Source organism: Paucihalobacter ruber (assembly GCF_006494535.1).
GTDB classification, from domain to species: Bacteria; Bacteroidota; Bacteroidia; order Flavobacteriales; family Flavobacteriaceae; genus Paucihalobacter; species Paucihalobacter ruber.
This window is the reverse complement of sequence record NZ_VHIQ01000007.1, coordinates 56977-79552: the sequence shown is the minus strand read 5'-3', so window position 1 is coordinate 79552 and position 22576 is coordinate 56977. Positions and strand designations below refer to the sequence as shown.

At 38.5% G+C, this 22576-nt stretch carries 12 protein-coding genes; 5 read left to right on the top strand and 7 right to left on the bottom strand.

The window, feature by feature from the left end:
* Positions 1-31: 31 nt before the first annotated feature.
* The 6 genes from FJ651_RS13605 to FJ651_RS13580 all read right to left on the bottom strand — a co-directional run bounded on the left by FJ651_RS13605 (position 32) and on the right by FJ651_RS13580 (position 9148).
* Positions 32-1003 (bottom strand): alpha/beta hydrolase, encoded by a 972-nt coding sequence (locus FJ651_RS13605; protein ID WP_246085373.1) that lies wholly within the window; start codon positions 1001-1003, stop codon positions 32-34.
* Entirely contained in the window at positions 1000-2928 is a 1929-nt protein-coding gene (locus FJ651_RS13600; protein WP_140991092.1) for a glycoside hydrolase family 13 protein, read from the bottom strand. The genes FJ651_RS13605 and FJ651_RS13600 overlap by 4 nt, the downstream gene beginning before the upstream one ends.
* 27 nt (positions 2929-2955) lie before the next feature.
* Positions 2956-5262: a glycoside hydrolase family 65 protein gene (locus FJ651_RS13595; protein WP_140991091.1), complete on the bottom strand. Its 2307-nt coding sequence runs from the start codon at positions 5260-5262 to the stop codon at positions 2956-2958.
* 36 nt (positions 5263-5298) lie between these two features.
* Positions 5299-5955 (bottom strand): beta-phosphoglucomutase, encoded by a 657-nt coding sequence (gene pgmB, locus FJ651_RS13590; protein WP_140991090.1) that lies wholly within the window; start codon positions 5953-5955, stop codon positions 5299-5301.
* Complete coding sequence (locus FJ651_RS13585; RefSeq protein WP_140991089.1) at positions 5952-7442, bottom strand: MFS transporter; 1491 nt, start codon at positions 7440-7442, stop codon at positions 5952-5954. The genes pgmB and FJ651_RS13585 overlap by 4 nt, the downstream gene beginning before the upstream one ends.
* Positions 7443-8101: 659 nt before the next feature.
* Complete coding sequence (locus FJ651_RS13580; RefSeq protein ID WP_140991088.1) at positions 8102-9148, bottom strand: LacI family DNA-binding transcriptional regulator; 1047 nt, start codon at positions 9146-9148, stop codon at positions 8102-8104.
* Positions 9149-9452: 304 nt separating this feature from the next.
* On the opposite strand from FJ651_RS13580, the gene FJ651_RS13575 reads away from it, so the two are divergent.
* From FJ651_RS13575 to FJ651_RS13555, 5 genes are all read left to right on the top strand, one after another.
* Positions 9453-12356: a SusC/RagA family TonB-linked outer membrane protein gene (locus tag FJ651_RS13575; protein ID WP_140991087.1), complete on the top strand. Its 2904-nt coding sequence runs from the start codon at positions 9453-9455 to the stop codon at positions 12354-12356.
* Positions 12357-12386: 30 nt separating this feature from the next.
* The gene (locus FJ651_RS13570; protein ID WP_246085372.1) at positions 12387-13985 is read left to right on the top strand and encodes a RagB/SusD family nutrient uptake outer membrane protein; all 1599 of its coding nucleotides are present in this window, start codon (positions 12387-12389) and stop codon (positions 13983-13985) included.
* 20 nt (positions 13986-14005) lie between these two features.
* Entirely contained in the window at positions 14006-15187 is a 1182-nt protein-coding gene (locus FJ651_RS13565) for a SusE domain-containing protein (protein ID WP_140991085.1), read from the top strand.
* A gap of 71 nt (positions 15188-15258) precedes the next feature.
* Positions 15259-18168, top strand: coding sequence for an alpha-amylase family glycosyl hydrolase (locus tag FJ651_RS13560; protein WP_140991084.1), 2910 nt, complete (start codon positions 15259-15261; stop codon positions 18166-18168).
* A gap of 546 nt (positions 18169-18714) precedes the next feature.
* Positions 18715-19791, top strand: a complete 1077-nt coding sequence (locus FJ651_RS13555; protein ID WP_140991083.1) for a Fic family protein — start codon at positions 18715-18717, stop codon at positions 19789-19791.
* A 200-nt stretch (positions 19792-19991) separates the two neighbouring features.
* Here FJ651_RS13555 and FJ651_RS13550 read toward each other — a convergent pair whose 3' ends face one another.
* On the bottom strand, positions 19992-22574 hold the full coding sequence (locus FJ651_RS13550) for a glycoside hydrolase 5 family protein (RefSeq protein WP_140991082.1): 2583 nt from the start codon (positions 22572-22574) through the stop codon (positions 19992-19994).
* Positions 22575-22576 lie beyond the last annotated feature (2 nt).

Below are 22576 nucleotides of genomic sequence, written 5' to 3'. Positions count from 1 at the left end.
AACCTGTGAGGTCTGACATCTTGCTAGTAATCTATTGTTTCCCTAACAAAAAAGTTAGCGGCACATCCAATCTTTTATTCCATGAATTTTCTGAATGGTCAGTTCCTTCAAAAAATAAATTCCTGGCATCTGTGTCGGTATAACCTTTTTGGGCTAAAATATCATCTAATCGCGGGGCGTATTGCGGATAATGTATATCTAAAGTTTGATTGCCGTAATCAAAATACAATTTATGATGTCCTGCTTGTGGTAATTTGGCCTCTACGTATTTAAAAATAGCATCGGGAAACAGACTGTCATCACTTGGTATGGCACCGGGCCAATGCGTCGATAAACAAGCGGCTCCACTAAATACTTCAGGATATTCTGAAATAGCATACATACTCATTAAACCACCCATACTGGAACCGGCGATAAAAGTATTTTCAGCATTGGTATACACTGAATAGTTACTATCGATATACGGTTTCAAATCTTCTACAATAAACTTAAGATAATTATCACCATTGAGTGAAACATTTTTCATGTTGTTCATACCATTTTCAAGCAGTTCTTGACGTTTTGATGCTTCAATATTTAAAAAAGCTTTTTCAGGAAACAAATCCAGCCATCTAATCTCCGGTATGTTGTGTACAGCTACGACAATAAAGGGCTTTGTTTGGTTTTGACTCATGAGTTTTGAAGCCCATTCGTCTACCTTCCACTCTTGCTGATTCCAGGTAGTGGTAGAATCGAATAACATTTGTCCGTCGTGCATATAGAGCACTGCGCATTTTTCAGCATTGGAATAATTATCAGGCAGCCAAATATCTACCGGTCTTGGTTGAATGTAATCAGTAGGAAAGGCTTCAATTCTGTATAATTTCCCCGAAGATAAAACGGCCTCTTGAAGCAAGCCGACTTCAATTTTTGAAGATTCGGTGGCCGATTCGACTGTTTTTGGTTCGTTTTTACAACTAACAAAAATAAAGGTTAATATTAATAATGTTATTACTCTCATCATAACCTGGTGCTAAAAATATAACTGCCTTTTTGCTCTAATTTCAAGGTATCTTTCCATTCTACCGAATAACCTTCTATGATGTTTCTAAACCGTTTGCCTTCCAAACCTAATTCTTTAAATCTGCTAAGATCTAAATCAACCGGTGATTCGTTTTTGTTTAAAATGTGAACCACTACCTCAGCATCCAGTATTCTAAACAACACATACATATTGTTTTCAGGTGCAAAATGAACTGTTTTTCCTTCGTGAATTGCCTTTGATAACTTTCTATAGTTTAATAGTTTTTTTAGGTATTCCTGCATATCTAAGGCTTCGGCTGATAGACCTTCTCCGGTAAAGGCATTCATGGCATCGCCTTGCCAACCTCCCGGAAAATCGGTTCTAATTAAGCCGTGATCTCCCGGTTTGGCGGTGTTTTGCATTAAGATCTCCGTGCCGTAATAAATTTGCGGAATACGCGGTAACATGAGCATATAACTCAAGGCCATTTTGGTGTTAGTAATATCTTCATCAAACTGTGTAAAAACCCTATCCATATCGTGATTATCGGGAAACACCAATAAATTTTCGGGTGACGGATAGTGGAAGTCATTGGACAAGCCGTCGTAGATTTTTACCAATCCGGTACCCCAGGTTTCAGGTTCTTTAAGTCCGGCAACTAAATGATCTTTCATGGCAAAATCCATGGTAGATTTTAAGTTAGACTCATAACCGTCTTTATTTTTTGCGCCCTGTTGCCAGTAGGCAATCAATAACGGATTGTTACTCCATTCTTCACCTACAATATTGAAGTTTGGATATTCGTTCATAATGGCACCGGCCCAATCAGACATGAATGCTTTATCAGGATAAGGATAAGTGTCCTGACGAATGCCGCCAAGCGCTAAGGTTTCAACCCACCAAATACTGTTTTGAATAAGATAAGTCGCCAAAAATGGATTTTGCTGATTTAAATCGGGCATACTGCTAACAAACCAGCCTTTGCTCATTAAAGCTGTGTCTGCTTTGCTGGCATAATCATCTTGATTAACTGTTCTGCGGTGGTTGGAGGTGATTAGTTTTTCACCTTTTAAAAATTCATCTTGAAAGTTGAGCCAATCTTTAAAAGGCAAATCTTCCATCCACCAATGATAGCTGCCACAATGATTGGCTACTTGATCCATCACCAGTTTGATGCCTCTTTTTTTAGCTTCTGAAGCCAAGGTTTTATAGTCTTCCAAAGTTCCGAAACGTGGGTCAACTTCATAAAAATCGGTCATGGCATAACCGTGATAGGATGCTTGAGGCATATCGTTGGTTAATAGCGGACTTGGCCAAATGGCGGTAAAGCCCATTTTTTCAATGTAATCTAAATGTTGAGTAATACCGGCAATATCGCCGCCATGTCGAGCGTAATCGTTGGTGCGATCTACTGCAGTTTCGTGCAGGCCTTCAACGCTGTCGTTTTCAGGATTGGCATTGGCAAATCGGTCGGGTGTGATGAGGTACATCACATCGCTACTGTTGAAACCTATAAAATCTTCTGCGGCTTGTTGACGCTCTTTTAGAGTATAGGTTTGTTTCAGTTCGGTTTGATCATCAAAGGTGAAAACTAAATTAAAATTGCCCGCCTTAGCATTTGGTTCGATATTTAAATCTAAAAACAAATAATTGGGACTATCAGCTTTATGAACTTCAACAAGTGAAATGCCATTGGCCTTTACCGATGGTGTTGCAGTACCAATATTGTCGTGTTGTACCAACAATTGTAGCTTATTAGACTTAAACCCGGTCCACCAGTTGGGCGGCTCCACACGATTGATGTCGTTATAAATTTCGACTTCGGCTGAAACCTCATCAATTGCTGTGTTTTGGGATGTTTCGTTTTTACAAGACCATCCCAAAAAAAGGATTAAAAAAAGAATATGAAACTTTAGTTTATTCATGGTTATTATTTTTGAGATGGTCTGTTTTTAAACTGCTATTAATTGATGTGGTATGATGTGCACTTCTCTATTGTTAACCAAGATTTTTAAATCTTGTTCACCGTCTACTTCAAATCTCGTCTCTTTTTGTGTGACCATCACTTTTAATACTTGATGACGGAAATTCACTTTAAACGAATAGGCTTCCCACTGACTCGGAATTCTGGGTTCAAAACACAATTGGTTATTTCTAACACGCATACCGCCAAAACCTTCAACAATACTCATCCAGGTTCCTGCCATTGAGGTAATGTGTAAACCTTCGTGTACTTCGTGATTGTAGTCGTCTAAATCGAGTCTGGATGTTCTTAGATAGAAGGTGTAAGCCTGATCCATCTGACCCAGCTTGGCAGCCTGAATACTGTGTACACAAGGCGACAGTGAACTTTCATGAACCGTAAATGGCTCATAATAATCGAAATGACGTTTTAATTCCTCTGTAGTGAAATGGTCTTCGAAGAAATAAAATCCTTGAAGCGTATCGGCTTGTTTGATATAAGGCGAACGCAAAATACGATCCCAACTCCATTTTTGGTTGATGGGGCGCTGCGACTTATCTAAATTTGCTACCGTCACCAAATGCTTGTCTAAAAAGCCATCCTGTTGCAGATACACTTGGTGTTCTTCAGAATATGGAAAATACATATTATTGGCGACCTCTTGCCACTGACTGATTTCGGCTTTAGACAACTTGGTTTTATTCATAATTCGGGTGAAATCTGAAGCAAATTCAGCTTCAACCTTTTCGATATTTTCAACTGCATAATTGATACACCATTTAGCGATGTAATTGGTGTAAAAGTTGTTGTTCACGTTGTTTTCGTATTCATTGGGTCCGGTAACACCTAAAATAACATACTGATTTTTTTGGGTTGAATAGCTGGCGCGCTGGTGCCAAAATCTGGCAATACCAATCAACACTTCTAATCCTTTTTGAGGGATATAACTATAATCGCCCGTAAAGCGGTGATAGTTATAAATAGCGAAGGCAATAGCGCCATTTCTATGAATTTCCTCGAAGGTAATTTCCCATTCGTTATGACATTCCTCGCCATTCATGGTCACCATTGGATACAAGGCCGCTCCATTTGAAAAACCGAGTTTCTCAGCATTTTCAATCGCTTTTTGAAGGTGGTTATAACGGTACGCTAATAAATTCCTGGCCACACTTTGGTCTTTGGTAGCCATATAAAACGGTATGCAATAAGCCTCCGTATCCCAATAAGTACTTCCGCCGTATTTTTCACCTGTAAAACCTTTTGGACCAATATTAAGTCTGGCATCAGTTCCTAAATATGTTTGGTTGAGCTGATAAATATTAAATCTAATGCCCTGTTGAGCTTTCACATCACCGTCTATGGTGATGTCTGCCATTTCCCAGATGTTTGCCCAGGCTTGTTTTTGCATGTCGAGCAAGGTCTCAAAGCCTATGTCTTTAGCCTTTTTAAGGGTTGCCTTGGCTGCTTTCACCAAGTCTTCTTTGGCATGATTTCTATCGACAGTATAACCGCCAAACTTGCAAATGGTATAGGTTTCGTTTTGTTTAACCGCATGTGCATATGAAAAGGTTGTTTTGGTGGCATCGGCCGTGTTTTTAGCTTCAATCAACAATTTTTTATCGTTAATAAAAACTTCCGATTCCATAAAAGCACACACATGAAAATGGGTTTTCATCGTTTTACATTGAATAAATGCCTGATGATTGTCGTGACTTACATTTAAAGTATCCCAAAATTTATCGTCCCAGTTAGAATCTTCGTTTGTAATACCACTATCCAGATAAGGTTCAAAAGCGATGTTAGCATGGGTATTTAGAGGCGTAATTTGGAACTTTATGGCACCAACTTCATCTAAGTCCAAGCTTAAAAATCTTTTAACTTTAACAGCTATTTCTACGTCGTTGGGTAAGGTTGCTTTAAAACTTCTACTTAACCAACCTTCTTTCATGTTGAGCTCTCTTCTAAAATTCTCAACTTTTTTGCAAGTGTTTAAATCGAAGGCTGTACCGTTTATGTTAACATTAATACCAATCCAATTAGGTGCGTTGAGTACTTTGGCAAAATATTCGGGATAGCCGTTTTTCCACCAACCCACACGGGTTTTATCTGGATAATAAACGCCGGCAATATAGCTGCCCTGAAAGGTGGCACCGGTGTAGGTTTCTTCAAAATTGGCGCGCTGACCCATGGCACCATTTCCAAGGCTAAAAATACTTTCAGAAGATTTAACCAACTCGGGGTTAAAACCTTCTTCTATAATAGACCAATTGTTAGGTATGATATAATCTAAGTTCATTTGTAATATGTTTTACAGTTTTTGACTGTGTAATTTTTATTGATTTATAAGTTGTAAGATAAAATCGTTAGAGATTTCGGTAAAGTCTTTAAAAACAAAATTGGCATGACTTAAAACATTTTTACTGCCAATTCCTATTGATATCATTTGTGCTGCATTGGCTGCTTCAACACCGGCAACGGCATCTTCAAACACAATACAATTGTCAGGTTTGATTTCAAGCGCGTTAGCGGCGTTCAGAAACACTTCGGGATCGGGTTTTGCTTTGGTAACGCTGTTACCATCTACCACAACCTCGAAATAGTCCAGCAAGTTGACTTTCTCTAAAATAAGTTTTGCATTTTTGCTGGCCGAACCTAGGGCGATTCCTTGATGATGTTCTTTTAATAAATTGAGAACGCGATGAACGTCCGGCAAAATTTCAGAAGCATCCATTTTGTAGATATAACTCAGATAGTCTTCGTTTTTTTCGGCCATTAAGCGATTAAACTCGCCTTGAGAAACCTCTTTATTGCCCCAGTTTAAAATTTTTTCGAGCGATTTAACACGGCTCACCCCTTTAAGTTGTTCGTTTTGAACTTCGGTGAAATCAATCCCTAAAGAATTAGCCAATTTGCGCCAAGCTAAAAAATGATACTTGGCCGTATCAACAATGACGCCGTCTAAATCGAATATGAATCCTTTTTTACTCATTCTTCTGAAGTTTCATTAATGGGTTTTGGGATAGTTTCCTTCACAATAAACACAAATGCGGCGGCTAATAGCATGGACACGCCGGCCACCACAATCATATAAATAGGTTTTTCACCCAATAATTTCAAGATAAAACTACCAAATAAACCGGCAATGATTTGCGGACCGGCAATGGTAAAATTGAAAATTCCCATATAAATTCCCATCTTTTGCGGAGGCAAGGCATTCGATAAAATAGCATATGGCATGGCTAAAATGGCTGCCCAGGCTATTCCAACACCAATCATAGGTATGATGAGCATGACTGCGCCTTTAGGCACTTCAAATGAAGCTATTAATAAGTTAACTTGGATAATTTCAGGATCTTTAAACAGTAAAAATGCCACATAACTCAAACCTCCCAATAATAAGGACACAGCATAAGTAGGTTTTCTTCCGAAGGTATTGGCAATTTTTATCATCACTACCGAAAATATCGCTGCAAATAGCGAATAACCGGCAAATAAAATCCCAACCCAATCGCCTGCGGCGCCTTTGGCTGCTCTAAAATTTTCGATGGTGCTAATGGGTACATCACCCGGAATTTTAGAAATATCACCATATAAATACTGTGGCACATCCCAAATGTACTGACCAATGGCCGGTGTGGTATACACCCACATTAAAAAAAGCGCAAACCAAGAGAAAAATTGAACTACTGCCAACTGCTTCATTGTTTTTGGCATATTAACGACAAGGCCAATAAAACCGCTTGCCTTTTGAGAAAACGACCTTTTAGCATCGGCTTCGCGCTGTGCCTTTATCTCTTCGGGGTCAATACCTTCGTTGGCATAGTATACTTCGGGCGGATATTCTTTGGTTTTAAAAACCGTCCAAAGTACCGAGCCTAATAAAATGGTAGCACCAATATAAAATGCCCAGGTAACGCTGGCCGAAACCTGACCTTTCTCGGCAATATTACTCAAACCAATCACGTTGGTAAGAATAAATGGCAAAGCCGAACCGATGACCGCACCAATATTAATAAGTAATGACTGTATGGAATAGCCTTTATTTCTTTGACTTTCCGGAAGCATATCGGCTACCAGCGCTCGAAACGGCTGCATAGTAACGTTAAAACTACCATCCATCAAGGCCAACATGAGTCCGCCAAAAAACATGGCCGGCATGAGTTTAACAAACAATGGCGAATTGGGCATTAAATACATTCCCAAAGCCGCAAAGAAAGCACCACCTAAAATAAAAGGACCTCGCCGACCAAAACGTTTGTTCCATGTTAAATCGGAAGCACCACCCACAATAGGTTGCACAATCAATCCCATTACTGGGGCTGCTAACCAAAAGAACGAAAGTGAATGGACGTCTGCGCCCAAATTTTCGAGCACATTACTAATGTTTGCATTTTGCAGCGCAAAACCAAACTGAACTCCCATGAAACCGAAACTAACGTTCCAAATCTCCCAGAAGCTTAATTGTCTTTTTTTCATTAGTTATCGTAAATTATATTACGATAAGCCGACATTAGCTTATCAAAACTTATTTGTAGAAGTGAAAATATAAGCTTTGAAAGGTGTAAAGATAGGAAAGATTTTAAATATTATATTAGCTTGAGCTAAAAAATGCCACGAATGCACGAATTTATTTCATTACTAAAGTATTGACAGAAAACTACAACCACTTAACATTACTCCCCTAAAAGTCTAGAAATGCGACTCTTCTTGCCGAGCTAAACATATGTATACAGAGCTCTTAGCGAAGTTTTATGTTGATTTCGTATAAGAATTTGAAATCAAAAGAGACAATCCAGCTCAGAAAATTCTCGACTTATAACAACCTATTTATATGTTACTTATTGCAGACTGAACTTCCCTGATTAGAGTTGACCGTTATTAAACATTAATTTTTCAAATTTTTGTTAATTAGGTTTTACACCCCTATGGTCCCCTCGAGGGGACAATTAGTTCCATGTATTTACGATAAGTATTCAGCCTATATAATGGACGTACAGACTTTTAACTTTTAATATTTAACTTTTATTCTGTGCAACCACAAAAGCACTCACCTATCTCCTACGCTATCGCTTTGGCGGACAGGCTCACCACTCAATAACTCAATAACTCAATAACTTAATAACTTAATAACCCCGCTATTTCGTCGAATCGCGTTCTACAACATCGGTCTTTACAATAACGGTTTTCCAGCCATCTTCTTCTAGATCTTCGTCTTTTTCTAAACGCTCAATCAGTAAGTATGCCGATTGTTCTCCAATCTGCTGGGCATGCTGACTAACAGTGGTAAGACTTGGTGTGGCATACTTTGACAAAACCCCGTTGGTAAAGCCAATAACCTGCATTTGTTCGGGTATTTTAATCCCCCGTTCGTGAGCAACTTTCATGGCAATCAATGCAAATAGTTCGTTAACCGCAAAAACGCCATCCATTTGTGGGTTGTTATCAAATAACGACTGAATGGTTTTGTACAATTTATCTGAGTTTTCTTCAGTGTCTAAACCGTCTTCTACTTTCAAAACAAGCTCATCTGAAGCCGTAATTCCGCTAAGTTGTAAAGCGCTTAAATAGCCGTTGGTTCTAAGGCTTCCAACACTTACATAATCTTTGGTGGTAATAATTCCTATGTGTTTACTGCCACCGTCTATCATAATCTTTACGGCATTTTTGGCGCCGTCAAAATCGTCTACAATCACCTTATCGCAGTTAATTTCATTAACCACCCTGTCAAACATGACAATAGGCATTCCCTGATTGATGGTTTCTCTAAAATGGTGATAGTCTTTGAGCATTAGTGTTTCTTTTGAAATAGACAAAATAAATCCGTCAATACTGCCATTGGCAAGCATTTCCATATTTAGAACCTCTTTATCAAATGATTCATTCGACAAGGCCACAATTACATTATAACCGTGCTTATTAGCAACCTTCTCGATGCCTTTAATGACGTTTGAGAAAAAATGATGTACAATCTCAGGAATAATAACCCCTATTTTCTTGGTTCGTCGGTTTTTAAGACTTAAAGCAATGTTATTAGGTTTATAATTGTACAGTTTGGCAAAAGCCTGAACTTTTTCAATGGTATCTGCGCTAATTTCTTCGCTGTTTCGCAACGCTTTTGATACTGTTGAAATAGATACATCTAATTCTCTAGCAATTTGTTTAAGAGTAATTTTACGTTTCATAAAGGCGCTTTAGATATAACATTTTTATGACATTCATCATAAATTTGGTAGCTAAGATACGCTAATTTTAGCATTTGTATTTCCACTTTTAACAATGATACAAAGACTCTATTGTGAATATGATAATTTTTAGCTATTTTTGAAAGCAAAAGTGCTATTCTATAAAAGTTTTCAACACGAAAACGTTTTCGGTCATGTCAAAAAGATGCTTAACTAAAAAGTTACCTTTTTTTTACATAGTTTTAACGTTTAGAAGTGAAAATATACAAATCAACTTAATCAATTTAACAATTAAAAACATTGTATGAGAACATTTTTTAATAGCTTGCTTTTACTAGTTTTTTTGATACCTGCAACGCTTTTTGCGCAAACCAGTGTATCGGGTACGGTAACAGATGAAGCTAACGGACTTCCGCTTCCCGGTGTGAACGTCTTGGTGAAGGGAACAACTACCGGTGCGTCTACAGATTTTGATGGCAATTACTCATTATCATTAAACAATGGCGACGTAGTGGTATTTTCTTATTTAGGTTACAAATCAAAGGAGGTTATTTACAGCGGTGGTAGCAGGTTAGATGTTACCCTAAACGAAGATGCCGCTCAATTAGACGAAGTGGTACTAATTGGTTACGGTGCCACCACCAAACAAGATGCCACAGGTGCCGTTGAAAAAATTAACGACGAACGTTTTAACAAAGGTGCCATTGTATCTCCTGAAACACTTTTAGCAGGTAAATCTGCCGGGGTAAGAGTTACCTCAGGCGGTGGTGCTGCCGGTGAAGGTTCGGAAATTAGAATTAGAGGTGGTGCATCGCTTTCTGCTAACAACAGTCCTTTGATAGTTATAGATGGATTACCACTAGATCAACGCGGTGGTGCTCAAGGTACCAGAAATTCACTTTCTGCTATTAACCCTGACGATATTGAAGATTTTGTGGTGTTAAAAGACGCCTCAGCTACGGCTATCTATGGATCAAGAGCTTCTAACGGCGTTATTTTAATCACAACCAAGAAAGGTTCGGCTAACGCACCTTTAACTGTAGAATACGATTTAAAGGCTTCTGCAGCCAGTAATATAAATGAACTTGATGTTCTAACGGCAGATCAGTATAGAGGTTTATCATCAATTAGCAGCGAATTTAATCCGGCGTTGTTGGGTGATGCCAATACAAACTGGCAAGATCAGATTTATCAAACAGCCATTGGTGCTATTCATAACTTAACCGTTTCTAAAGGTTATGAAAACTTTAATTTTAGAGTAAATTACAACCACGTTTCGCAACAAGGTACCTTATTACGCGATTTGTACGAGCGAAATGCACTAAACGCATCTTTTGTACAACGTTTGTTCGATAATGATTTAAAATTAACTTTAACAACAAGAGGTATTTTAGACGAATTCTTCTTTACAGATCAAGGTGCCATTGGTGCTGCGGCTCAATTCGATCCAACGCAACCGGTTAGAAATCCTGACGGGTCTTTATTTCAGTACAGCCAAATAGGAAATGCCAATTTAGCTCCTGTAAACCCGCTAACCTTATTATTAGAAAATCAAAACAGAAGTAATATTAAGCGTTTTATTTCTAATTTTAATATTGATTACAGATTTAGATTTTTGCCTGACTTGAAATTCAACTTAAATGCAGGTATTGATTATGCCGAAAATGACGGTGCGCAATTTAATGTGGCAAATCCTAACAATCCGGGTGCCTTCGCTTTCCAGAATTTTTATTCAGGTTTAAACCGAAACACGTTGCTGGATTTTTATTTTAACTACAAAACAAATGTTGAATCAATCAATACAATTGTAGATTTAACTGCTGGTCACTCGTACCAAGAGTTTTATATCAGATCTGATAGAACTGCCACCGGTGCCGGAGGTGTACTAAACACTTTCCCAACGGTTATTAACAGAAATGCCTTAGAATCATATTTTGCAAGAGCCAGTTTTGATATTTCAGACCGTTATTTAATTTCTGCAACTTTCAGACGTGATGGTTCTTCAAGATTTAGTCCAGCTGGTCGATGGGGTAATTTCCCCGGTGTATCGGTAGGTTGGAAAATTATGAATGAGCCTTTTATGGCCAATTCTTTCTTCTCTAACTTAAAATTACGCGGCGGTTGGGGTGTAACCGGTCAGCAAGAGATTGGACCTAATTACGGTTACTTAGGCGTTTATACGCCTGCCTTAAATGATCAAGTAAGTGCGCAATTTGGAAATCAATTTGTTGATCCACTAAGACCTGAAGCTTTCGACGAAAATCTAACCTGGGAATCAACAACCCAATACAACGTAGGTCTTGATTTCGGATTATTCAATAACAGATTAACAGGTTCTATTGACGGATACTACAGAGAAACAGAGGATTTATTAGCAACCATACCGGTGGCAGCAGGATCTAACCTTTCAGATTTCTTAACAACTAACGTAGGAGCAACTACTTCTAAAGGTTTAGAATTAAGTTTAAATGGTGTTCTTGCGAAATCAGAAAACCTGAACTGGGATGTGAATTTTAACTTCACATTACAAGAAAATGAAATCACTAAGCTTAATCTAAGCGGTGATCCTAACTTCTTTATCCCTCAAGGCGGTATTGCCGGTGGTGTTGGTAACACCATCCAATTATGGAGACCGGGCCTAGATCCACTTACTTTCTTTGTTTGGAGACAGGTTTATAACAACCAAAATAATCCAATAGAAGGCGCTTATGTCGATACTAATGCCGATAATCAAATTACAGAGGCAGACAGACAGGCTTATAAAAAAGCGACACCTGATGCATTTATCGGACTTACAAATAACTTCCAATACAAAAATTTTGATTTAAGTTTTACCTTCAGAGGCAGTTTTGGCAACTATGTGTATAATAACGTAGCCTCAGATAGAGGTAATCTTGCTGTAGTTCTTGATGCTCCCGGAGATTTTCAACCGAATGCTCACCAGAGCGTTTTAGCTACTAATTTTAGAAGTCAAAATCTTTTTTCAGACTACTACTTACAAAGAGCAGATTTCTTGAGACTTGACAACGCTACCATAGGTTATAACATCCCTATGGAAAAAGTTAACTTAAGAGTATCTTTAACAGGAACCAACTTATTTGTTATTACTGAATACGATGGTTTAGATCCTGAAATCGCTAATGGTATCGATAATAATTTCTACCCAAGAGCCAGAACCTTTGTGCTAGGATTGAATTTTAAATTTTAAATGATGAATAAATTTATAAATATCAAAGCTATGTTAAGAACAATTAAAACCCTTGTAGTTGCCTTTTCGGTGCTGGCATTTTTCCAGTCCTGCGAAAGCAATTTAGACTTGCAACCAGAAGACAATCGTCTTGTGGGAGACGCCGCATTTGAAAATCCGGAGTCGTACAGACAATTCCTCGCTAAAATTTATGTAGGTATATCCGTAAGTGGCCAAGAAGGTCCTGCAGGAGCCCCGGATTTGGTAGGATTGGATGAAGGTTTTTCCAATTACATGCGTTTGTATTGGAAAATGCAGGAATTAACCACCGATGAAGCCTTGATAGGCTGGAACGATGGTACCATTCAAGATTTACATGCACAAACCTGGACATCGGGTAATGAATTTATCAGAACCATGTACAGTAGAATTTTCTATCAGGTTGCCTTAACCAATGAATTTTTACGTCAAACTACCCCGGAAAAACTTGATGGCAGAGGTGTTGACGGTAATTTAAGAGCAGAAGTTGAGACCTACAGAGCAGAAGTAAGATTCATGCGTGCTTTAACGTACTGGCACGCGCTTGATTTATATGGCAATGTGCCATTTGTTACAGAGAATGACCCAATTGGAGCCTTCTTACCTCAACAAATTAGCCGTGAAGATTTATTTACCTATGTTGAGTCTGAATTACTGGATATCTTGGACGATATGGTAGCACCACGTCAAAATGAGTACGGACGTGCCGACAGAGCCGCTGCCTGGATGTTACTTGCGAAGCTGTATTTAAATGCAGAAGTATATACCGGTACACCTCGCTACAGCGAAGTGATCACTTACACCAATAATGTAATTGGTGCAGGGTATGTCATTCCAAATATTCCTTATTTCCACTCTTTCTTGGCCGATAATGATTCTAATGGAGCACAAAATGAGGTAGTATTCACCATTCCATTTGACGGTTTAAGAACACAAGGATTTGGTGGTATGACTTTCTTATTACACGCGCCTGTTGGTGGTTCAATGAATCCTGCTGCTTTTGGTATCAACGGTGGCTGGTTTGGTATTAGAACCACACCTACCTTTGTTGAAATGTTCCCGGGCGAAGAAAATTCAGCCGATGGAAGGGCTTTATTTTACACTCAGGGACAAAGTAAAGATATCAACCAAGTTGGACCGTTCAACCAAGGATTTGCTATTACGAAATATCGCAATGTGGATGTAAATGGTGTAGCGGGGTCTGACCCAACAGGTGATTTTCCGGATACAGATTTCCCTATGTTTAGATTGGCCGATGCTTATTTAATGTACGCCGAGGCAGCTTTAAGAGGCGGCGGTGGAAACGTTGGAACAGCAGTAGGTTATATTAACCAGCTTAGAGAACGTGCTTATGGTGACACCAGTGGCAACATTACTTCGGGCAATTTAACACTCGATTTTATTATCGACGAACGCGCCAGAGAATTATACTGGGAAATGCACAGACGAACAGACTTGATTAGATTTGGACAATTCTCAGATCAAGGTATTTGGCAATGGAAAGGTAACGTACCTCAAGGTACCACCACCGAATCTTTTAGAGATTTAATGCCATTACCGGCCACCGATTTAGGTATCAACACCAATTTAACTCAAAATACAGGATATTAATTAACAACATCTTTTTAAACATGAAAAAATTATCAATCTTAGGCCTTTTCATCTTTGCCTTAATAAGTTTTAACAGCTGTGAAACCGAAGATGACGTGGTTTTTATAGCGAATCAAGCTGACTTCGCATTTACCAATTCGTTCTCAGCACAATATGTATTGACACCAATAGCCGCTCAAAATTTAGGCGAGCGCTTTACTTGGAATACACCAGATGTTGGTGTACCCACAAATATTACCTATCAGTTACAAAGATCTATCGCGGGAGACTTTTCTGACGCTGTGACTGTTGGCGCAACTTCATCAAATGAAATTGCAATTACCATTGGAGATATGTTGGTAATAGCCGCTCAAGCCGGGCTAGACAGCGATCCAAATACTGAAAATCCGAACACAGGTCAGGTTTCATTTAGAGTTCGCTCTACAGTTGGCGACGGTGGTTTAGAAACATATTCTAATACTGCAGTACTAACTTTAGTACTACCGGAAGACACAACAACAGCTCCTGCTGTATGCGATCACGATCAATTATTTTTAGTAGGTGCCGGTGTTAAGTTTGCCGGATGGAGCTGGGATACTCCCCAAGTAATTAACTGCTCAGGTAATGGTGTTTACACAGGTAATGTGGCCTTTACTAATAACGTTGATGGTGATGGTAATTTCAGATTCTTCTCGACTGCAACAGATTGGGGTTCAGGAACCAATTTCCCCGGATATGCCAACGACGGTTATACCATCGATTCAAGATTTGAAGATGCTCAGGATGGTGATAATAACTTCTTATTTACAGGAGCTTCAGGATTATACTTCCTAACTATTGATGATATCAATAAAACAATTACATTGGATGATCCAACACCAACAGGTTCTTGCGACCTTGACCAGTTATGGGCGGTAGGAGCAGGTTTACCTGATGCAGGCTGGAGCTGGGATACCCCTATTCAATTTATGTGCGAAGGTAATGGCGTGTATCAAGGTTGGGTGAATTTATCACCTGAAAACGATGGTAACTTTAGATTCTTTAACACCGCTACCGACTGGGGTTCTGGAACTAATTATCCTGGATTTATAAGCCAAGGTTACACGATCGATAATCGTTTCCAAGATGCTCAGGATGGTGATAATAACTTCCAATTTATTGGAACTGCGGGTCAATATTTCTTAAAAATTGACACCATTAACAAAACAATCACCTTAGAATAATAAATTTAATTATAAAGTCAATAAAAAGGCTATGCTAATCACATAGCCTTTTTTTTAAACTATTTTAAGCTATGAAGAAATTTACATTACTAACTTTTTTAATTTTTTGTGGGCTTGGAACAATTTTTTCACAAGTAACAATTGACCCGGGAGCCATAGAGGTTGACCAACCGGTTACCATTACGGTTGATTTAAACAGTAACGAAACTAACTGTAACGGCATTAACAATCCACAGAAAGTCTATATGCACTCTGGTATTGGAAATAACAACAACGCTTTTGGGTTTAGCGTCATCGGAAACTGGGGACAAGATGACGGCGTTGGCGAAATGACCAACAATGGCGATGGAACATGGAGTATTACCATTGTGCCTCAGGATTATTATGGCTTAACACAACAGCAGGCAGCGGAAGCCACAAGAATTGGTATCGTTTTTAGAAATCCTGATGGCACTCAAGAATTAAAAGCAACAGGTTGCCAGGACTTTATTCTTCTAGTTGGTGCTGTACAAATTACTATCACTGCTCCATCAACTAGACCTGCAATCATTACATCTGGAAGCAACCTTACCGTATCAGCAACAATTGCCTTTCAGGGTAGCACAACAGTTCAAGGTACTTATGAAATTTTTTACAACAACTTGTCTGTCGCTACTGGCACCTGTGGTTTCCCGGCTTGTAACAGGACGTTAACAAATATAACAAATAGTGGTACCGTACGATTTGTTGGATCACCACCTGGTACTAGCGAAACGGGTGAAGCAAGTTTTGAAGTTTTTGTTATAGATACTGCCATTGAAGAACCAATTCCTAGTGGGTTAGTAGATGGTATTAATTACTCTACCACCGATCCAACAAAAGCTACATTGGTTTTGACTGCTCCTGGAAAAGATTATGTTCAAGTAGCAGGTAGTTTTAATAATTACAACCCAACTCAGGATTATGCTATGAAACGCGATCCGGTTAACGGTAAATTCTGGCTAGAGTTAAACGGATTAACTTCAGGAAATATTGAAACTTATCAATATTGGGTTTTTGACTCAAATCCGATTTCAGGCTCTCCGGCTTTAGTTAAAACAGCTGATCCATTTTCAACATTAGTACTATCGCCTTTTGATGATCCTTTTATTCCGTCAACCACCTATCCAAACCTTCCAGCCTATCCGGCAGGACAGCAAAGAGAAGTGACTGTTTTGCAAACCGGACAAACACCATACAATTGGCAGGTTGAAAACTTTGAGAAACCAAAGATGGAAGACCTAATTATTTACGAAGTACTGGTAAGAGATTTTGATGCCGATAGAAACTATCAGGATTTAATCGATAAAATTGATTATTTTAAAAGTTTAAATATCAATGCCATTCATTTAATGCCGGTAATGGAATTTGAAGGCAACGAAAGCTGGGGTTACAATACTTCTTTCCACATGGCACTTGATAAATTTTACGGCACTGAAGATAAGCTGAAAGAGTTTATTGACGTGTGTCATCAAAATGGTATTGCCATAATTTTAGACGTTGTTTTAAATCATGCCTTTGGCAGGAACCCATTGGTTCGTATGTGGATGGATGATCCCGACGGTGATGGTTGGGGCGGACCTGCAGACGACAGTCCGTATTTCAACAAATTCCCTACACACTCATTCAACGTTGGTAACGACTTCAACCACCAACAGCCATTAGTGCAGGAATATACAAGACGCGTCATCGAACACTGGATTACAGAATTCAAAATTGATGGCTTTAGATGGGATTTAACCAAAGGATTTACTCAAAATTGTGGCAACGGTACCTTTGATGGAGACTTTGGTTGTACTCAAAATTATCAGCAAGATCGTATTGATGTACTTAAAGAATATGCTGACTACTCTTGGTCTTTAGATAACACCCACTATGTAATTTTTGAACACTTGGGTAGTGATAACGAAGAACAACAATGGGCCAACTACCGCATCAACGAAGGCAAAGGAATCATGCTTTGGGGTAAAATGACCGATGAGTATAACGAGCTTACCATGGGGCAAAACGGCAATAAAAACTTTAACCGTATGGGCCACAAAAGTAGAGGGTTCACTCAACCACGTCTTCTTGGCTACGCCGAAAGTCATGACGAAGAACGCCTGATGTATAAAAATTTACAATTCGGAAATTCTACAAACTCGAACCACGATGTTAAAAATCTTAACGTGGCCTTGTCGAGAATGTCGGCATTGGGAGCTGTAACACTAACCATCCCGGGACCAAAAATGATTTGGCACTTTGGCGAGTTAGGTATGGAACAATCTATTTTTACCTGTAACAATGGTACCGTTAATTTACCCGGTGGTGGTGGCGATTGTAAATTAGATACAAAACCACAACCGCAATGGGCGAATAACTGGCCTAACGACCCTATTAGAAGTCAGATTTATAATGATTGGGCACGTATGAACGCTTTAAAAATAAACGAACCAGTGTTTGAGGGTGATTATACAATTAACTCAGGTGGATTTACCCCAAAAATCTTCATCTTTGATACAAGTATCCCAACCGATCAATTACGCAACGTTATTGTATATGCCAACTTTGGTGTTAACAATGCCACCGTTTCAACCGATTTCCCATACGGTGGTACATGGTACGATTTAATGGACGAATCTAACAGTACTACCATAGACGGCGCAACAGCAAATATTACCTTACAACCCGGTGAATTTAGAATTTTAGGTAATGCACCACCGGCCACACTAAGCATTGATAATGTTAATGCTTTCGATAAACTCACTATTTACCCTAATCCTGCCAATACTGAGTTTAGTTTAAACACACAAACAACCGAAGTATCTGTTATTGATATTACAGGTAAGCAGGTAAAACAATTTAAAGGTGATTTCAACGCCGGAAAGATTTTTGACATTTCCGATTTAAACACCGGAATCTATATTGTAAAAGCCTCAAACAACAATGGTCAATCTTCGACCAGCAAGTTAGTCAAGCTCTAATTTAAATGTATTAGGCAATTAAAAGCTCCTCGGGTTCGGGGAGCTTTTTTTTATCCTGAGATGAACCTTATTTAGATGTCCATCTAGCAAATGCAGGGTCAAATTGTCTAAAAGTTATTGCATACGAATTTAACCCCAGCGCTATTTCAGGCTGAGTTGCAGTATACATAAACTTAGATGCAACACTATTAACGCTTGCAGTCACAACATGATTGTAACCTTTATATTTTAAACCAAAGGAGTCATACCGTGTTAACCAAAAATAGCTTTATACAATTTTTGAGTTTTTACTTCATCAGTACATGAAAGAACTTAATATTAAACTATGACTTTATGTTATATTCTTAGCATTAAAGATTCATACTATCAGTAGCGAGTATTACCAGTTTAAAGTGCATTATTTCAAAGATAATTGCTGGTTATTGTTCTTGTTTATCCCTATTGTTTTTAGACGCCTTTTGTTTAATTAGATAAAATTGGATAAAAAATGGATATATCTGATACTATTAATGTATATCTTTGTAATCAGATAAAATTGGATACAAAATGGATATATTTCACAAAATAGCATTTCAACCTGCCATATTTCAGGAAATCATACAGAAATTGAGTCAGATAGATTTGTTTAAGGGCAAGTGGGATCTTATAGAGAACAAAGAGAAGCGATATCTCAAAGAGCTGCGTGAAATTGCTACAATTCAAAGTATAGGGTCATCCACTAGGATAGAGGGAGCTACACTTACCGATGATGAAGTAAAACAGCTTCTTAAATCCCTTCATATCAATAATCTAGACAAACGCGAAGAACAAGAAGTTGTAGGCTACTACGAAGCACTAGAGTTGATATTGGAAAACTATAATGAGATAGACCTATCTGAGCGGTATTTACACCAACTGCACTCTATTCTCTTAAAATACAGCAGTAAAGATCAACGACACAAAGGTCAATATAAGAGCCTATCCAATCAGGTAGTAGCCAATTATCCTGATGGTGGGCAAAAGATAATCTTTAAAACCACAGAACCTCATTTGACCGCTGGTGAGATGCAAGAACTAATAGAATGGACCAATCATCAATTGGAGGAAAAGAAACTCCATCCTGCATTTATAACGGCCATATTCGTATATGAGTTCCTATCCATACACCCTTATCAAGATGGTAATGGTAGATTATCAAGGTTACTAACCACATTATTACTATTAAAGCAAGGTTATAACTTTATAGCGTATGTGTCGTTTGAGCATGAGGTTGAGAATAGAAAGGATATGTATTATCGTGTTCTTATGGAGACCCAAAAGCATAGGGAAACAGATGAAGAGCTATTAGACAAGTGGGTTATATTCTTTTTGGATTGTCTAATTAATCTAACCGGTAAACTTAACGCTAAATACGAAATCTATAACAACCTCAAGGTTGGCACAAATGATAGACAAAAAGAGGTTATAGAATATATTAATGAGCAAAGAACCATACAAATAATGGATTTAGCCAAGGATTTACCACAATATTCCAGAAATACCTTGAAAAAAGACTTACAATATCTAGTGAAAGAGGGTTTGATTTTGACCACTGGTTTAGGAAGAGGCGTAAGATATCATGCCATTGAAGGACTGCAAAACTGACAAAGTATAATCCCTCAGGATTATGACCCGATACGACAGTCGAACTGACAAAGTAAATTTATAATTCCTGCTCATGCCATAAAATTACTTATTTGTTTAATTAACAGTAATTAAAGCAAATTTAAAAACAAGTAACTAAGCTTGGCACATACCATGCAATCGTACGATAGCGAGGGCTCCACGAGTTCAGGCAGCCTTTTTTATTCCAATCTCAAATGCACAATTCCAACACCATGCGGTTCTTTTAACTGAGCAGAATCAATCTCCGGACCAATAGAAAACTGAATGCTTTCAATTGCCTCAATATCAAAATTTGTTTGATTGTTGTGCTCAAAATAATAAGGGAGAAAGGTTGGATAAGGTCTTGGTAGCGTCACCGTTTTTACGGGTTGTAATTCTGATAAATCAATGTTATAGTCGCTTATTTCAGGACTTATTTCAATCACTTTACCAAATGCAGAACCGTCTTTCATCACCAATGCGACTTGTAATTTAACGGGTTTATCGTATAACGACTTCCCTTTTAGAACAAGACTATTTTTACCCGAAAGATTGTTAAGTCCTTTAATTTTATCTATCACAAAATGCTTAAAACTGTAGTCGTAAATGGGCTCGGCATTTAGGTTTTCAATATCCTCAATCCAAAGCTTATCTATGTTGATGTTATAAATAGCTTCATTAGGGTTGGCAGTTGGCAAAAGCTTAAACGGACCTCTCCATGGTGCCACCAATAATGGAGCATCTTCGATCGCGTTGAATAAATATATCGGATTTGAAGCTGAAACAACCGTAGATTTATAAGGCTCCCGCTTGTAAAAATCCCAATCTGTGGGTTGCCCCGATGTACCGGACGGATAGGTTGTAAATTCGTCATCTTCATTTTCAACGATGATGTAATATTCAAAAAAACCTTCTTTTAAAACACCAGCAGGAATGGTTGCTTTATATTGATAAGCAGAAGCCCTATTTAATTCGAATTCAACTCTTTTACCATCTGAAAACCCAGAGAGTTTGATACTTTTAGGCATCGTAGGTGCGATGTATTTTAAGGAAATTTCAATCTGAGTACCTTCAACAATTGTTGTTTTGGGCTCATGCTCTAACCATGCCTTTGTTATTGTTGCTTCAGGGGCGAAAAAACTATTGAGTTGATGTGTTTTAAAATCGTCAGTGGCGTTCCAATTGTAAGAACTTGAGCTATTCGAAAGTATATAGGTACCCGGCCCAATTTGGAACACTGACCCTTCGGAATTTGATTTGTAATCATTGCCTTTATTAATACCTTGAATTATAAAATTGCTACCCAAATCCTTTAAATCAACGGCCATATTGTGAGTTTCCCAATTGATAACCCCAACCGTTTTGTTGAGGCTGTTTCTTCCGAAGGGATTATCTACCACAAGGGCGTCGGGCAAAACTTCCAAACGCCATAATCCATCCTCTAATTTATCAAAAAAATAAGCTCCGGTTCCGGTATAGTTTACCAATGTAGAGTTTCCAAAACCTGCCATTTCTTTCAGTTTATTGTGGTCTTTTGGACCTTCTGTATGGGTATTGGTATAAAAGAATTTTTCTTCGGAATTATAAATGGCCAAATTCGATTCATAATCAACTTTGAAATTCCCAAACGAAGTATTTTCAGGATAGGTCCCGAAATCTGAGTACATGGGAATTTCTCTGAATACCTCAGCACAAATCTTCAAAGCCAATGCCTTTTGGGGCGTATAAACCAAGTTCATATAATGCGTGTTATACTCGGTATTGGCATAGGCTAAAAATGTTGGATCATAGGCAAAATGCGTGGCGATTTGAATGCCTGCCGTTCTAAAACTTCTGGCCATGGCAGGATAGATGTAGGATTTGTTGACATCGGCGGCATCAAACTCATACACCAATTTGGCGCCTTTAAATTTTTTAAAACTTCCCTCAAATGGTATGCGATAATCGTTCACATTTGGCAATAGATTCCCCGGAATTTCGCGTTGGTAACCTAAGCCGGTGGGATACCACTGAAAAGTGCCACCCTGAACACCTCCTTTAAAATAATCTTCCGCAAAATGAACGCCATGACTCATATTATAAAAAATGGGCTTTTTAGTTTTGGTGCGTTTCATGGCTTTGACCATACCCGTCACAAATTTGGTCACCTCCTTGGCGTCTCCGGTGTGATGCGGTTCGTTGCTGATTTCGAAGGCAATCACATTGGGGTCGTCTTTATAAGCAATAGCCTTATAAGGATTGACGTGATTTAAAAACTGATACAAGTAATTTTGTTGTGCCTTGATAGCATCGGGATTGGTAAGACAATCGTCTTTGCCGTATTTATGTGAAAAACCCGGCGTTTCGGTATTAGGTTCGGGCCAACCATCGCCCCAAAATGCAATGGGTGTGATGACGTAATTGATGTTGTTTTCAGTTAATTTATGAAGTAAATAATCAAAAGCATCCAGATATTCACTCTCCAATAAATTGCCATCTACATCACTAATTTGGGTATCCCAAACATGCAAACGGTACAGATCAAATCCCAAGCGACTAAAATGATACACATCGTTGTCTATGGCTTCCTTAGGATTAATTCCAAGTCGCTTTGCAGAACGATACGCATGGGCAAACGGCACCGAATAATTAACTCCAAAACCCTTCACTTCTTCCCGGTTTTGTTCCCATCGCATCACACCTTCTTTATCTACATAAACGTTGCCATTTTGTGCAGGTGTATGATGAAAAATAATGAAGCTTAGAAAAATGAGAATAGCATATTTGTAACCGGAATAGTTCATTT